Source organism: Amycolatopsis eburnea (assembly GCF_003937945.1).
Classification (GTDB): domain Bacteria; phylum Actinomycetota; class Actinomycetes; order Mycobacteriales; family Pseudonocardiaceae; genus Amycolatopsis; species Amycolatopsis eburnea.
In genome coordinates, this window is record NZ_RSEC01000059.1 from 655,648 (window position 1) to 670,545 (window position 14,898).

14 protein-coding genes are annotated in these 14,898 nt (G+C 72.6%); 6 read left to right on the forward strand and 8 right to left on the reverse strand.

Translation table 11 applies throughout. The features are described 5' to 3' along the window. The first annotated feature begins 35 nt into the window (after window positions 1-35). Both EIY87_RS35135 and EIY87_RS35140 read left to right on the forward strand, forming a co-directional pair. A complete protein-coding gene (locus tag EIY87_RS35135) occupies window positions 36-1,235 on the forward strand; it encodes an FAD-dependent monooxygenase (RefSeq protein ID WP_191984379.1) in 1,200 nt (399 codons plus the stop codon). A 93-nt stretch (window positions 1,236-1,328) separates the two neighbouring features. Then, window positions 1,329-1,856 (forward strand): hypothetical protein, encoded by a 528-nt coding sequence (locus EIY87_RS35140; protein WP_125314195.1) that lies wholly within the window; start codon window positions 1,329-1,331, stop codon window positions 1,854-1,856. A 45-nt stretch (window positions 1,857-1,901) separates the two neighbouring features. Here EIY87_RS35140 and EIY87_RS35145 read toward each other — a convergent pair whose 3' ends face one another. The 3 genes from EIY87_RS35145 to EIY87_RS35155 form a co-directional block, all read right to left on the reverse strand. Beyond that, on the reverse strand, window positions 1,902-2,939 hold the full coding sequence (locus EIY87_RS35145) for a ketoacyl-ACP synthase III family protein (protein ID WP_125314196.1): 1,038 nt from the start codon (window positions 2,937-2,939) through the stop codon (window positions 1,902-1,904). Next, window positions 2,926-3,222 carry a hypothetical protein gene (locus tag EIY87_RS35150; RefSeq protein ID WP_125314197.1) on the reverse strand — a complete coding sequence of 99 codons (297 nt, stop codon included), beginning with the start codon at window positions 3,220-3,222 and terminating at the stop codon, window positions 2,926-2,928. Before EIY87_RS35150 ends, EIY87_RS35145 begins: the two co-directional genes overlap by 14 nt. A gap of 496 nt (window positions 3,223-3,718) precedes the next feature. Then, window positions 3,719-4,732 (reverse strand): ABC transporter substrate-binding protein, encoded by a 1,014-nt coding sequence (locus EIY87_RS35155; protein WP_191984380.1) that lies wholly within the window; start codon window positions 4,730-4,732, stop codon window positions 3,719-3,721. 813 nt (window positions 4,733-5,545) lie between these two features. Here EIY87_RS35155 and EIY87_RS35160 point away from each other — a divergent pair. Then, window positions 5,546-8,377 (forward strand): LuxR family transcriptional regulator, encoded by a 2,832-nt coding sequence (locus EIY87_RS35160; protein WP_125314198.1) that lies wholly within the window; start codon window positions 5,546-5,548, stop codon window positions 8,375-8,377. Window positions 8,378-8,381: 4 nt separating this feature from the next. Here EIY87_RS35160 and EIY87_RS35165 read toward each other — a convergent pair whose 3' ends face one another. The 3 genes from EIY87_RS35165 to EIY87_RS35175 all read right to left on the reverse strand — a co-directional run bounded on the left by EIY87_RS35165 (window position 8,382) and on the right by EIY87_RS35175 (window position 10,873). After that, complete coding sequence (locus EIY87_RS35165; RefSeq protein ID WP_125314199.1) at window positions 8,382-9,554, reverse strand: MFS transporter; 1,173 nt, start codon at window positions 9,552-9,554, stop codon at window positions 8,382-8,384. A gap of 186 nt (window positions 9,555-9,740) precedes the next feature. Next, window positions 9,741-10,016 carry a hypothetical protein gene (locus EIY87_RS35170; RefSeq protein WP_125314200.1) on the reverse strand — a complete coding sequence of 92 codons (276 nt, stop codon included), beginning with the start codon at window positions 10,014-10,016 and terminating at the stop codon, window positions 9,741-9,743. Further along, complete coding sequence (locus EIY87_RS35175) at window positions 10,013-10,873, reverse strand: 3-hydroxybutyryl-CoA dehydrogenase (RefSeq protein WP_318531911.1); 861 nt, start codon at window positions 10,871-10,873, stop codon at window positions 10,013-10,015. The genes EIY87_RS35170 and EIY87_RS35175 overlap by 4 nt, the downstream gene beginning before the upstream one ends. A 120-nt stretch (window positions 10,874-10,993) precedes the next feature. Between EIY87_RS35175 and EIY87_RS35180 the strand changes: the two genes are divergently transcribed. Together EIY87_RS35180 and EIY87_RS35185 are read left to right on the forward strand one after the other, a co-directional pair. Next, the gene (locus EIY87_RS35180; RefSeq protein WP_125314202.1) at window positions 10,994-11,656 is read left to right on the forward strand and encodes a TetR/AcrR family transcriptional regulator; all 663 of its coding nucleotides are present in this window, start codon (window positions 10,994-10,996) and stop codon (window positions 11,654-11,656) included. Window positions 11,657-11,663: 7 nt separating this feature from the next. Further along, a complete protein-coding gene (locus tag EIY87_RS35185) occupies window positions 11,664-12,008 on the forward strand; it encodes a hypothetical protein (protein ID WP_125314203.1) in 345 nt (114 codons plus the stop codon). Window positions 12,009-12,164: 156 nt separating this feature from the next. Here EIY87_RS35185 and EIY87_RS35190 read toward each other — a convergent pair whose 3' ends face one another. Then, window positions 12,165-12,962 carry an adenylate/guanylate cyclase domain-containing protein gene (locus tag EIY87_RS35190; protein ID WP_191984381.1) on the reverse strand — a complete coding sequence of 266 codons (798 nt, stop codon included), beginning with the start codon at window positions 12,960-12,962 and terminating at the stop codon, window positions 12,165-12,167. Between the two features lie 22 nt (window positions 12,963-12,984). Then, window positions 12,985-14,043 (reverse strand): YeiH family protein, encoded by a 1,059-nt coding sequence (locus EIY87_RS35195; protein WP_225440230.1) that lies wholly within the window; start codon window positions 14,041-14,043, stop codon window positions 12,985-12,987. Window positions 14,044-14,140: 97 nt separating this feature from the next. Here EIY87_RS35195 and EIY87_RS35200 point away from each other — a divergent pair, with 97 nt between their 5' ends. Then, entirely contained in the window at window positions 14,141-14,887 is a 747-nt protein-coding gene (locus EIY87_RS35200) for a GntR family transcriptional regulator (RefSeq protein WP_125314206.1), read from the forward strand. The last annotated feature ends 11 nt before the right edge of the window (window positions 14,888-14,898 follow it).

Here is a 14,898-nt window from a genome sequence, read left to right on the forward strand (position 1 = left end):
ATCCCCGCACCGATCGGAACCGGTAGGGGGAAACCGTGGGCGGTACGAAAGTCTTGATCGCGGGTGCGAGCATCGCGGGGCCCGCGCTGGCCCACTGGCTGCGCCGGCGGGGCGCCGAGGTCACCGTGGTGGAGCGGGCGCCCGGGTTGCGGCCCGGCGGGCAGGCGGTCGACGCGCGCGGGGTGACCAAGGACGTCATCCGGCTGATGGGGCTGGACGACGCGGTGCGCGCGGCCCGCACCGAAACCGCCGGCGCGTACACCGTGGACGCGGACGGGAACGTGCTGGAGACCTTCAGCGCGGAAGACGACGGCGGCGACGGCTACATCTCGGAGATCGAGATCCTGCGCGGCGACCTGTCCCAGGTGCTCTACGACGACACGCGCGACGGCGTCGAGTACCGCTTCGGCGACCGGATCGCCGGACTCGTCCAGGACGCGGACGGCGTGGACGTGACCTTCGCGGCCGGCGACCGGCGGCGGTTCGACCTCGTGGTCGGGGCCGACGGGCTGCACTCGTCGGTGCGGGCGATGGTGTTCGGGCCGCGCGAGCGGTTCGTCCGGCACCTCGGGCACGTGCTGGCGTTCTACAGCGTGCCCAACGAGTTCGGGCTGGACCGCTGGGTGTTCGACTACCAGGAGCCCGGGCGCTCCGCCATGCTGCGGCCGATCGGGGACGCCACCCGGGCGATGGCGATGTTCTCCTTCACCGCGGCCGAGTTCGCCGTCGACCACCGCGACGTCGAAGCCCAGAAGGACCTGCTGCGCGCGCGGATGGGTGACTTCGGCTGGCTGACCCCGCGCATCCTCGCGCACCTCGGCGACACCCCGGACTTCTACCTCGACCAGGTCGCCCAGGTGGTGCTGGACCGCTGGGCCGACGGGCGGGTGGGGCTGATCGGCGACGCCGCGTTCAGCTCGTCACCGCTGTCGGGTCAGGGCACCGGGCTGGCGCTGATCGGGGCCTACCTGCTGGCCGGCGAGCTGGCCGCGGCCGGCTGGGACCCCGCCACCGGGTTCGCCCGCTACGAGGCGCGGATGCGTCCGTTCGTCGAGGCCAACCAGGAGATCGGCCGGCTCAACGCGAAGATGCGCAGCGGCTCCGGCCCGGACGTCGACCTCGACGGTGAATGGCTCACCGACCTGGTCCAGCGTGCGCTCAACGGCATCGAGCTGCCCGATTACGCCGGCGTACCGGACGCTGGCCCGTCGGTTCCGTCGCCGGCCACGCCGTAGGCCGGCTCGGGTCGCCCGAAGAGGTTACTTCCCGCGCTTCGCCGATTCGCTGCGCTTAGGGTTGTTCCCAAGATCAACCAGGGGAGCCCAGCAATGCGTTTGCGTTCCGTCGCCGCCGTGGTCCTGCTGTCCTGCGCGTCCGCCGTCGTGCCCGCCGTGACGGGCGGGGGTGCGCAGGCCCTCGCGCTGTACCCGTGCCCCGAGGTGCGGGATCCGCCGGACTACACGTTTTCCGGCCCGTCGCGCTCGTGGCTCGCGACGAACCTCCGCAGCGACTACCTCCGCGGGCCGGGCACGATCACCTACAACAAGACGGCGACGTCGACGGTGAACGCGTCGATCACGGGGACGACCAGCGCGGAAGCCGGCGTGATCTTCGCCAAGGCCAGCGTTTCGCTCGCGGTGAGCGTGGGCGCGAGCTATTCGAAGTCCGACTCGTGGTCGTACGCGGCGACCGTGCCCGCCGGGAAGGTCCTGCGGTTGCAGCAGTACAAGGAGGCCCGCACGTTCACCGTGCGGAAGTACCACATCGTGCCGCCCTGCACGACGAAGTACCTCTGGACGAAGAAGGTTTCCGCGCCGGTGAAGAACGCGAGCTTCCTCTGGCAGCTCGTCAGCTGAGCCGGCCCCGCCTGCCCGGCGAGACGGCCTCGCCGGGCAGGGCGGTCAGAGCGCGGCCGGGCCGAGCCGCAGGACCACGGCCGTCCACGTCATGCCGACGCCGATGCCCAGCAGCAGCACGTGGTCGCCGGGACCGGCTTCGCCCGTGCGGAGCAGGTGGTCGAGCGCCACGATCTGGTCGCTGGCGCCCAGGTGACCGACCCGCAGGCCCAGCTCGGTCATCGTGCGGTCCTCGGGAATGCCCAGCGGGCGCAGGATCTGCGTGTGCACCAGGCGGCGCCCGTAGTGCGGAGCGCAGACCTTCGCGATGTCGGGCAGGTCGAGGCCCGCGTCGGCCAGGGCGGTCTTCACCACCGTCGTGACCCCGTCGGCGTTGCGGCTGTCGACGTGCGCCGGACCGCCGTGGCGGCCGAGCCACTGGCGCTTGCGGGCGCGGATGTCGAGCGACTGGTGCGCGGTGATGCTGGCCGTGCGGAACGGTTCGTTGCCGCGCTGCAGGCCTTCCAGCGACGGGTCGGTGTACGACGCGATCGCGCGGATCCGGGCCAGGCCCGGCCGCCGGGACAGCACGACCGCGCTGCCGGCGTCGCCGTAGACGATGCCGGTGTCGGTGGTCCAGTGCGGGAAGCCGGGCGCGCCGAACCGGTCGCCCGCGGTGATGAGCGCGGCGTCGTGGTCCGGACGGCCGCGCAGCACGCTCGCCGCGACGTCCAGGCCGGCCACCAGGCTGTTGCTCATCGCGCCGAGCTCGAGCGTGAGGCCGGGGCCGGCGCCGACGCCGAGCTGGTCGCGCACGTAGGACGCGGCGTGCCAGAAGTCGATGCCGGAGTGGTAGATCCCGGCGTGCAGGCACAACGTCGGCCACACCGGCTCGCCGCCCGTGGTTTCCGCCTGCCGCAGGGCTTCCCGCCCCGCGCGCACCGCGAGTTCGGGGCCGGGCAGCCCGGCGACGGCGGTGGACAGCTGGCCGGTCCGGCCGGCGTCGGCGGCGGTGAACTCACCGGCCGCCAGCGAGGCGGCGACCGGGCTCAGCGCCCCGACGTCGGTGCCGATCCCGTTGAGGTGCAGGTCATCCACGCGCATCGGCGCCCACCTCCGGCAGCACGGCTTCGATCTCCGACAGGGTGTCGTCGAGGTGGAGCGGCGGAGCGGACACGCACCCGGCGGCGGCGAGCTCGGCGGCGACGGCTCCGGCGCTTCCCCCGGCGAACCGGTGGAACCCCGCGAAGCAGGCCGGACCGGTGCCCGGAACGGCGATGGCCAGGTGCGCCCAGCCGGTTTCACGGTCCCACCGCACGATCAGCCGGGTGGGCCCGGCGACGGTGTGGGTCTCGCGAAGCACCTGTGTCAACGTCGTGGCGGTCAAGCAACTTCCTTTCGGCACGGCGAACCAGCGCGCACCACGGTGGGCACGCGCCGGCGGAGGATGGGTGGGGACGCGTCGTCGGGCCCCGGTGAACGTCGGGAAATCTAGCGCGATGATCTTGGGCGGTCTGGTGCACCCCGATACACAGAGTGATCACGGGGACTGCTACGGGAGCGGATTTTCCGAAAGTTGCTTGGTTTTCGTGCCGCTGATCATGAGGATTCTTCGGGTGTCGGTCACTCTTGGTAGCGGACGTGGAGGACGAGCATCGCGGCGGTAACTTCCTCGGGCAGCGCGCGGCCGGCATCATCGACTGCCGGCTGACTCGACTCCGGTGGCGCGCCCGGCGCCCGGCGCCTGGCGCCCTGGCGCATCCGGATGCGGCCGCCCGGCGAAGTTGCGGCAGCTCGCTCGGCGGCGGCTTCGCCGACACCGCAGGCCGCTGCGGTCCTTCAACCCGCGCAGGTGCGCGTGCCGCGTCAGGGCTTGCCCGGGGTCATCTGCCCGCCTGGGGACCGATCATCGAGTTCACGTCGATCGGGGACGGGATGGCGCCGAGCTGCAGCAGCAGGTCCGGCACCCGCTGCAGCCGCCGCGCGTCGAGGATCGAGCCGTAGCCCGGCAACGTGAGCAGCTTGGCCGTGTCCTCGTCGATCTTGGCGAACCGCACCAGCAGCGGCTCGACCTTGGCCCGGTCGATCAACGTCTCGTGCGTGGCCTTCTGCAGCGCGCGCTGGAAAGCGGCCAGCGACTTGGGGTTCTCCCGCACCCACTTCCTCGTCGCGCCGTAGCCGGTCAGCGGGAAGTCCTGGGTCGCGCCGGTGTTGATGTCGATCACGGGGGTCGCGCCGACCGTCTGGGCCGCCTGCGTGATGTAGGGCTCCGGCAGGTACGCCGCGTCGGCCTGCCCCTGCTGCAGCGCGGCCGCGATGTTCGGCAGCGCGACCAGCACCCACTTGACCTTGCCGAAGTCCACGTTGTGGTCCTGCATCACCGAGCGGGTGAGCAGATCGGACGCGGTGTTCTTGGCCGTGATGGCGATCTTCTTGCCCGCCAGGTCGAAGATCGTCTTCACCGGCGAGTTCGGCACCGTGACGATCGCGTTGGACTTCGGGTTGACCGAGGTCGCGTCCGCGACCAGCTGCATGTCGGCGGAGCCGGAGCTGCGCGCGATGAAGAACGGCGGGTAGGTGGAGAACGCGATGTCGGCCTCGCCGGAAATCGCTTTCGTCAGCGACGCCTGGCCGCTGTTGGCGATCACCGACTCGACGGTGAGGCCTTCGGCCTGGAAGTACCCGCCTTCCTGGGCGAGCCAGAACGGCCCGAGGTCCGTGGTGGGCAGGATGGAGACCTTCAGCGTGTGCTTTTCCAGGTCGCGGCCGCTCGACGACGAGTTCGAGACCTCCGCGCCGAGCGCGCCGCAGCCGGACGCGGCGACGGCGGCTGCCAGTGCCAGTGCGACCCGGCGCGTGCGAAGCCGGTTGTTGCTGCTCCTCGCTATTCCGAACAAGACCTGCTCCTCGACGGGAGATCACGGTTGAGGGACCGAGTCCAAGGCGTGTGTGTGAATCATTCCCCGGAGTCAGGCAGGCCACTGTAGGCATCCCGTCACCGCTTGACAACGCGTGCGTACATCAAAAACCGGAATTCACCACAATGGCCGCACGAATGCCGGATCAGCGATCTTGTTTTAACTCGCCCGACGCCGTCGCGGGCTACGAATAGGTCCGGTCGAAACACGGCGAGCCCGCCGATTCCGGAGGGGCGGGCGCCGGGATCGCCGATTCACCCGGTCCGGTTCCTGGAGCGGCCGCGCCCGAGGTGGTCACTGACGGTGACGGTGTGCGGGTGCGGAAAACGTGGCCCGAGGGGGTAGGTCGAGGCGGAAAACAACGGATCGACCGCGTGCCGCGACGAGCGAATCCGGTCCGTTCCCGCGTCGAAAACCGAACGTCCGCCGGCCGTCGCGGCGCCGATCTTCGGGACGCCGCGTGACCGTCGAAACAGTCGAACGCCGCGGGTGACCGGAGTGGAACGGGGGCCGGAAAGTCGCTGAACCGGCGCGGGAGCGCCACGGCCGTGGCTTGTTTCGTTGGTGATAACACCGTTTCCCCGCTTTCCGTCCGGATCGGTGAACCGGCCGTCCGCCGGTGCCGGGTGTCGTATTCTTCCGCGCAGCGGAATCACGCTCGGATCACAAAACGGGATTAATATCGAAATGGATGTTTGCCCGGAAGGGAAGCCTTGGTTAACGGCTGCCGATCCCGGGTTTGTTCCACCATACCTCTTGTTGGGCAACAAGTTTTACTCCTATTATCTCCGTGTGCGACCGCTCACCGACGGTGCCGAGCTGCTGGTCGGTCGGGACAGTGAGCTGTCCTGGCTGGTCGCCTGGATCCGTGAAGTGGGCGCCGGCCGCGGGGTCGCCGTGCTGGTGGACGGCGAGCCGGGCATCGGCAAGTCCGCGCTCGTGCGGACGGCCTGCGCGGCCGCGACCGACGCGGGCTGCCAGGTGTACTGGGGAGCAGGCGACGAGCTCGGGCAGGCACTGCCGCTGCTGCCGCTGCTGGACGCGCTGCGGATCACGCCGGCCGCGCGGGATCCCCGCCGCGTCGCCATTTCCAAGCTGCTGCGGGGCGGCGCCGTCGCCGGCAAAGGGGCCGACCTCGCCGCCCGGGCCGCCGAGCAGCTGATCGCACTGGTGGACGAGCTGAGCCAGGACGGCCCGGCGGTGCTGGTCGTCGACGAGCTGCAGTGGGCCGATCGCACGACGGTGGCGGTGTGGAGCCGGCTGGCCCGTGCCGTCCGGCAGCTCCCGCTGCTCCTGATCGGCGTCCTGCGCCCGATCCCGCGCCGCGACGACCTGCGGTCGCTCTTCCGGATCGTCGGGCCGGGCGAACGGTTGCGGCTGGGCCGGCTCGCCGAACCGGCGGTGCTCGAACTGGTGGCGGAGCTGGCCGGGGGCAAGCCGGGCGCCGAGCTGGCGCGGCTGGCCGCCGGCGCGGCCGGGAACCCGTTGTACCTCACCGAACTCCTCGACGCGCTGACCCGGAGCTCGTGCCTGCAGGTCGATCCCGCGGGCATCGCGGAGCTGACCGGCGCGGCGACGCCGGACTCGCTGCCCGAGGCCATCGCGGACCGGCTGGGCTTCCTCCCCGAGCCCGCGCGGGGCGTGCTGCGCGCGGCGGCGCTGCTCGGGGTCGGCTTCTCGGTGGCGGACCTGGTGACCGTGACGAACACCCCGGTCGCGGACCTGCTGCCCGCCCTCGACGAGGCCCGCGCCGCCGGGGTGCTCGTGGCCGCGGGCGACGACCTGGAGTTCCGGCACCCGTTGATCCGCACGGCGTTGTACGACGACATGCCGACGGCGGTCCGGATCGCCTGGCACCAGGGCGCCGCGTGGGCGCTGGCCGAGGCGAACGCCCCGGTCGAACGGGTCGCGCGGCAGCTGCTGCCCATGGTGTCCACAACGGACAGTCGGGTGCCGGTGCCCGCCTGGGCCGTGCGGTGGCTGCTCGACGTCGCCACGCCGCTGATCGGTCAGGCGCCCGGGGTCGCCGTCGCCCTGCTGCGGCGGGCGGTGCGGGACGCGCCGCTCGACGACGCCGTGACCGGCGCGCTGGCCTGCCGGCTGGCCGACGCGTACTTCGGTGTCGGCAACGTCGCCCAGGCCGAGCGGATCGCCGACCGCGCACTGGATCGCGTGCGCGACCCGGACGTGCGCGTCGACCTGTACACCACGGTCGTCCAGTGCCGCGCGATGACCGGCCGGTCCGCGGAGTTCCTCAACGAGCTGAACCACGCGCTGACCCAGCCCGGCCTGCAGCCCCGGCACCGGGCCCGGCTCCTGGTGCTCATCGCGCGCACCCACCGCTACATCGGCGAGGTCGACACCGCCGACCGGGTCGCCACCGAGGCGCTGGAAGAACTCGGCCCGGTCGAGGACCGTTGGGCGACCGGGTGGGCGCTGCACGTGCTGAGCCTGGTCGCGATGGTGCGGGGCGACTGGGCCGGCGCGCTGCCGCTGTTCGAACGCGCGATGGCCGTCGTGCGCGGCGATCCCGCGCTGATCGACCTCACCCTGCAGCTGCGCATCAACCAGTCGGTCACGTTCGGCGCGCTCGACCGCTACCCCGAGGCGCACGCCGCCGCCGCCCAGGCGCGCGAACTGGCCGACCGCACCGGCAGTGTCGTGCGGCTGAGCGAGGCCCAGAGCGCGCTCGGGCAGCTGCTGCTGGGCGCCGGCCGGTGGGACGACGCGCTGGCCGAGGTCGACGTCGTCGCCGACGACCGCAAGGACCCGGGCGTGGTGTGCTGCGACCACGGCGTCGCCGCGATCATCCACTTCCACCGCGGCGAAACGGCCGCGGCCCGGGAGCACCTCGACGTCGCGGCGAAGTACTGGGAACGCATCGGCGACCGGGTCGTGGAATCCCTGGTGCGGGCCCGGAGTCTCGCCTTCGAGTACGCCGGTGCGCCGGAGCGGGCGCTCGCCGTGCTCACCGCGGTGCTGGCCGGCGAAGACGCAGGGGAGGACCTGCTGGGCGACGCCGTCCGGCTGGCCACGACGATCGGCGACCTGCGGACCGCGACGGACGTCGAAGCCCGGGTCCACGCGCTCGCCGACGGTTCCGCCGTCCCGCACCTCGGCGCGCTGGCCCTGTACTGCCGTGGCCTGCTCGACCGGGACGGCACGACGCTGCTGCGAGCCGCCGACGGCTACCGCGACGCGGGACGGCCGCTGTCGCGGGCCAAGGCGCTGGAAGCGGCCGCGATCGCCTTCGCCAAGGCCAAGGAGGAAGACCGCGGTTCGGCGCGCGCCGCGTTCACCCACGCCGTCGACCTCTACGCGGAGCTGGGCGCGCAGTGGGACGTGGCCCGGCTGCGCGCCCTGTTCCGGGCGTTCGGCATCCGGCGCGGCCCGACGGTGAAGCACCGCCAGGCCACGCACGGCTGGGACAGCCTCACCCCGACCGAAGGGAGGATCGCCGCCCTCGTGGTCGAGGGCCTCTCGAACCCCCAGATCGCGGCCCGGCTGTACCTGTCCCCGCGCACGGTCGGCACGCACGTGTCGCACATCCTGAACAAGCTGGGCGTGCACTCCCGCATCGACATCGCCCGGGAAGCCGCCCGGCACCAGTCCGCGTCGGGCTGAGGCGTCAGACCCCGACCTCCGGCACGTCGTCCTGCCGCCGCACCAACAGCGGACGCGGGCGGCGCACGAACAGCGGACGCGGGACCAGCGACGCCAGGGTCCGGCTCGTGACGGCGAGGTGCCCGCTCGCCACCTGGCCGGCCAGGACGGCCAGCACCAGCAGCAGCGGGGTCCGCCAGGCGCCGGTGTACGTGTGCAGCCAGCCGCAGGCCAGCACGCCGAAGCCGGCGATGACGTAGCCGACGCCCTGGACCACCGCGGACAGCGAGAGCGAGCTGTCCTTGCTGCGCAGCGAAATGGTGGTCAGCACGAACGCGAGGGACCCCATGCCCGTGCCGGTCGCCGCGGCCCACACCCAGGGCGCGGCCGCGGGTGCGACGAGCAGCCCGGTCACCCCGATGGCGTTGGGCGTGGCCAGTGCGACGACGAGCAGGGTCTGGTTGCGCCACCGGCGGGTCCAGCCCGGCACCAGCAACATCATGGGCAGCCCCATGGCCATCGACAGCGCGAGGCACCCGCCCGCGGTCGTCGCCGGGACGCCCGCGTCGCGCAGGATGCCGGGGAGCCAGCCCATGACCAGGAACGTCACCGTCGAGATCAGTCCGAAGTGGATGGTGAGGGCGAACGCGGGGGTCGTCCCGGACGCCGGTCGCGGCGCCGCGAACTCGCCGGGAGTCAGCTGCCAGACGTAGAGGGCCAGCAGGGCCACCGCCGCCCACAGGCCGAGGGCGACCTGCCACGACGACGAGAGCACCACCGCGGGCGTGACCAGCGCGCCGGCCGTGCTGCCGAGGCCGAGCCCGAAGGTGAAGGCCGCGGAACCGCGGGCCAGCAGGGGCAGGATGGTGCCGAGGACGGCGATCGCCAGGCACGTCAGCGCCGTCCCGATCAGCAGCTGGGCCGAGCCGCCGAGGACCCGGCCGCCGAGGGAAAGCACCAGCGCGCCGAGCGCCGCGGCGACGGTCCGGTACGTCCCGACCCGGTGGGCCAGCCACGGCGTCGCCCAGCCGCCGAGGCCGATCGCCCACAGGGGCAGCGCCACGAGCACCGCGGCGACGAGGTTGCCGGCGACCGAGATGTCCGGCAGCGCCGCGCCCAGGCTGGTCACGGCCGGGCGCAGGTTGATGGCCAAGAGGAAGATCACAACGGTGGAGACGGTGGTGGTGGCACGCGACATCGCTCCTCCTCGGGTCTCGAGGTCGGAGCGCCGGGCCCCGTGGAGCAATGCTTCGCGGTACGCGTGGATCAGACATCCGTCAGCTGACGGATGTACGAGTTTTCCTTTCCCCCAACGGTTTCGGCGTGCGAATGGCCGTGCATCGGCACGGCCGGACGGCGCGCCCGTCGGCTCTTGCAGACGGCGTCAGCCCGCCGCCGCCTTCGGCCACCGGGCGGAGCGCCGGCCGGGCCGGGCGAGCGCGGCGGCGTCCCAGTCGCGGGCGTCGAGGCGCCGCGGCGGCTCGACCACCCGCCGTCGGGGCCCGTGGGGGAGCGTCGCGCGGTGGCACGGCGGGCAGGCCGGGACGAACGCCCCGGTCGGGCTGCCGGGGAGCGGGACCGAGTTCCCGCGTTCCGCGGTGCCGGTGCAGATGTGGTGCTCGTGACCGGCCGGGACGCACAAGCAGCGGCACTCGGTCATGGCCGCTCGTAGGTGTAGAAGCCGCGGCCGGTCTTGCGGCCGAGCAGTCCGGCGTCGACCATGCGGGCCAGCAGCGGCGGCGGTGCGTAGAGCGGTTCCTTGAACTCTTCGTAGAGCGATTCGGCGACGGCCTTGGTGGTGTCGAGGCCGATCAGGTCGGCGAGGGCGAGCGGTCCCTGCGGGTGGGCGGCGCCGCGCACGAGGCCTTCGTCGATGGCTTCGCGGGTGGCGAAGCCGGACTCGAACATGCGGATCGCGGCGAGGATGAACGGGATCAGCAGCGCGTTGACCACGAACCCGGCGCGGTCCTGGCAGAGGATCGCCTGCTTGCCCAGCACGTCCTGGGCGAACGCCCGTGCCCGGTCGACGGTGGCTTCGGTGGTCAGCAGGCTGGGCACCAGTTCGACCAGCGGCAGCACCGGCACGGGGTTGAAGAAGTGCACCCCGACGACCTGCGCGGGGCGTTCGGTCGCGGTGCCCAGCTTCATGATGGGGATGGACGACGTGTTGGACGCGAGGATCGCGTCCGGCGCGGTGACGACCTTGTCGAGCCGGCCGAACAGCTCCGTCTTGACGGCTTCGTCTTCGACGATCGCTTCCACGACGAAGGTGCGGTCGGCGAGGTCGTCGAGCGACTCGGTGACCCGGATCCGGTCGAGGACCGCGGCGGCGCTGGGCACCTTGCCCTTCTTCTCCGCGCGGGCCAGCGAGGCTTCGAGCCGGCGCCGTCCGGCCGCCACGGCTTCCGGGCTCGATTCGACGACCACCACGTCGAGGCCCGCCCGGGCGCACACCTCGGCGATCCCGGCCCCCATCTGCCCGCACCCGACCACGCCCACGCGTTCCATCGCCGCCACCTCTCTGGGACTCGATACCCTTTCGACGGTACTCAGTACCGGCCGGTAGCTGAAGGCGTGGTTCCCGGATATGACGACCGCCACGCCCTACGCTGGGCCACGGCAGGGCGGAGGAAGCGGATGACGGCCAAGGAACGCCTGGTCGAGGCGGCGTTCGCGCTGTTCGCCGAGCGCGGCTACGACCAGACGACGATCGACGACATCACCGAGCGCGCCGGGGTCGGCCGCACGACCTTCTTCCGGACGTTCCGGGCGAAGGAAGACGTGATCTTCCCCGACCACGAAGTGCTGCTCCAGGCCATCGATGCCCGCCTGGCCGGCTCGACCGAGCGGACCGCGCTGCTCGCGGTCACCGAAGGCACCCGCCTGGTCCTGCGGCACTACCTCGCCGAAGGGGAGCTGGCCCGGACCCGGTACCGCCTGACGCGCAGCGTGCCCGCGCTGCGGGACCGGGAGATCTCGGGGTTGCAGCAGTACCAGCGGCTGTTCCGCGGTTTCCTGCACCGCTGGATGGGCGGCGGCGACGACACGGCGTTGCGGGCGGAACTGATGGCCGGCGCGGTCGTGACCGCGCACAACCACGTGCTGCGCCGCTGGCTGCGCGGCCGGTCGAGCGACCCGGAGCGGGAGTTCGACGCGGCGATGGCGGAGACGGTGGCCCTGTTCACCCGGCCCGAGGACGACGGTGAAGCGTCCATCGTGGTCTTCCGGACGACGAAGGACCTGGCCACCGTGCTGCCCGAGCTGAACCGGGTGCTCGGCGAGGGCCTGAGCCCGGCATGATGTCCGGATGGCTCCTCGTCAGCTCCGCCCGCGGCACGTCTGGTTGATCGGCGTCCCGCTCAACCTGCTGCTGGCGATCCCGTGCGCCTACCCGGTCGCGTTCGCGATGCTGGGGACGCAGGTCCTCGCGTGGGAGCTCGGGCTGGGCACGCCCGACCCCACCGTGGTCGACGACGGCGCGGGCTTCGCGATCGGGCTCGGCCTGGCCGCCGTGGTCTTCACCGGACTCGTCGTGGCGGGCGTGAACGCCCTGTTCGCCTTCCGCGCACCGCAGCTCAAAGCGGGCCCGTACTGGCTCGCGGTGGCACTGCTGGTCGTGGTGCCCGGCGTCGTCTACTGGCTCGTTCGCTAGGTTTCGTCGTACCGCGGGACGACAGCCGGGGAGCGCCCCAATGTGGCGTTGGTTGCGTCTGACGCACCGAACGCCACATTGGGTGCGTTGGACGCACCGAACGCCACATTGGGGCGCATTGCCGCGCCGCTGCCAACGAACCTCGGACGCGCGACGCTAGGTTTCGTCGTACCGCGGGACGATGGCGAACACCTCGAGGTCGCTGGGTGCGCCCTTCGCGCGGAACCGGCGCCGCCGGCGGACGGTGAACCGCTCGGCGTCGAGGTTCGCCAGGACGTCGCCGGTGATGAGGACTTCGCCGCCGGCCGCCGCGTCGGCGATCCGGGCCGCGATGTTGACGTCGACGCCGAAGTAGTCGCGGCCGACCTTGCGCGGGCGTCCGGTGTGCAGGCCGGCGCGCAGCTGCGGGCGGTAGCCGCCGAGGTCGATGGCGCTGACCGCGCCGCACGTCTCGTACGCCGCCTCGACCGCGGCCGCCGGGTCGGCGAAGACGGCCATCAAGCCGTCGCCGAGGCCCTTGACGACCCGGCCGCGGTGGCGGGAGATCGTCGCCTCGCTCGCGGTCGAAACCGCGCGCAGCAGCTCGAGCGCCCGCGCGTCGCCGACGTCGAGCGCCCAGCTGGAGAAGCCGACCAGGTCGGTGAACACGATCGTCGCCTCGCCGGCTTCGCCGTGCCGTCCCTGCGCGACGGCCTGCCAGACCTGGACGGCCGCGAGCCCGAGTTCCCGCACCGCGCTCGGCTGCTCGGCCTTCGCTTCGGCGAGCAGGCGGGCGACCCGGTCCGACGGGTGGCCCGCCGCGGTCGACAGCGCGTCACCGAGGTCGCGGTCGCCGGGGACCAGGCGGCGCACGGCGCGTGCCGACCGGATCAGGCCGGGGCGCTGGTCCGCGGCCCGCAGCAGGTCGACGAAGCGGGACACCGTCCGGGGCCGATCACCGTGGCTGTCGGTCACCCGCCGAATGCTACCGGCCGGGTCAGAGCGTGCCGGTGATCGACTGCAGGCCGAGGCTCGTCGTGGCGACGGCGATCCAGAGCAGTCCGCCGAGCAGCAGCGGCCGGGTGCCCGCGCGGCGCAGGTCGCCCTGGCGCAGGGAGAGCCCGATCCCGGCCAGCGCCGTCGTGATCAGGAACGTGCCCAGCACGGTGAGGGCGGGGTGCCACGAGCCGGGGACGACGCCGAGGCTGTTCAGTCCGGCCGCGGCGACGAAACCGAGCAGGAACAGGGGCACGATCTTGCGCCAGGGCATCGCGGCGACCGTGGCGCCGGGGTCGGCCTGCCGGGCTTCACGGCGGGCCTTGAGGACGGCCAGCACGATGACGATCGGGATCAGCGTGAGCGTCCGCGTGAGCTTGACGACGAGGCCGTACGACCCGGCGTCGCCGCCGTAGGCGAAGGAGGCGGCGACCACCGAGGAGGTGTCGTTGATCGCGGTGCCCGCCCAGAGGCCGAAGGCGTGCGGGTCCAGGCCGAGCAGGTGCCCGAGCGGCGGGAACAGCAGGACGGCGGCGATGTTGAAGGCGAAGATCGTGCCGAGGGCGTAGGCGACGTCGGCCTGCTTCGGCTTGAGGACGGCGGTGGTAGCGGCGATCGCGGACGCGCCGCAGATCCCGGTGCCGACGCCGATGAGGGTCTGCGTGTCGCCCCGGACGCCGAGCCACCGGCCGAGCAGCCACGCGCCGCCGAGGGCGACCGCCAGGGTGCCGAGCATGACCGGCAGCGAGCCGCCCCCGACGTCGAGGACCTGGCGCAGCGACAAGCCGGTGCCCAGCACCACGATCGACGCCTGCAGCACCGGTTTCGCCGCGACGGCGTAGCCCGGGGTCCACCGCTGCCCGCGCAGTCCCGGCACGACGGCGGCGGCGAGCCCGCCGAGCAGGATGCCGAAGACCGGGCCGCCGACGATCGGGACCAGCGTGCCCAGCCCGGTCGCGACGGCGGCGACCGCGACCGCCACCAGCAGGCCGGGCGCCACGCCGTGCCGAGGGCGGACCGGCGCCTGCGGCGCGGCCGGTGCGTTCCGGATCGTGGTCACCCGTGCCTCCGTCTCGAAATGTACGTACATTCAACTTAGATGATGTACGAACATTTGGCCACGGGTAGGGTCGGCGCGACCAGCCGGGAGGGAAGCCATGCCACCGCGGACGCTCAGCCGCTCCGGCTCCGAGCCGCTCTGGCGCCAGCTCCAGCGCGAGCTGCTGACCAGGCTCGACGCCGGCGAGTTCACCGATCAGTTCCCCGGTGAGCTGGCACTGGTCGAGGAGTACGAAGTGAGCCGCAGCACGGTGCGGCAGGCGCTGCGCCAGCTGCGCGCGGACGGGGTGATCGTCGCCGAGCGCGGCCGCCAGCCCCGGGTCGCGCCGCCCGCGGAGATCGCCCAGCCGCTCGGGGCGCTCTACAGCCTGTTCGCCTCGGTGGAGGCGGCCGGGCTTTCGCAGCACAGCGTCGTGCGCACCTTCGACGTCCGCGCGGACGCGCTCGTCGCCGAGCGGCTCGAGCTGGAGGCATCGACACCGCTGGTCTACCTGGAGCGGCTGCGCCTGGCCGGCGACGAGCCGCTGGCCCTCGACCGCGTCTGGCTGCCGGCCGACGTGGCGAAACCGTTGCTGCCGGCCGATTTCACGCACACCGGCCTGTACGCCGAACTCGCGCGGCGCACCGGGGTGCGGCTCGACCACGGCCGCGAGGAGGTCCGCGCGGTCATCCCGACCGCGGCCGAGCGCACCCAGCTCGCGTGCGCGCACGACGTGGCGGCGTTCGCGATCAACCGGCTCAGCCACGCCCGCGGGCGTCCGGTGGAGTGGCGCCACACGCTGGTCCGCGGGGACCGGTACGCGTTGACGGCGGAGTTCTCGGCGGCGGGCTACCGGCTCGTGTGACGGGTCATTAC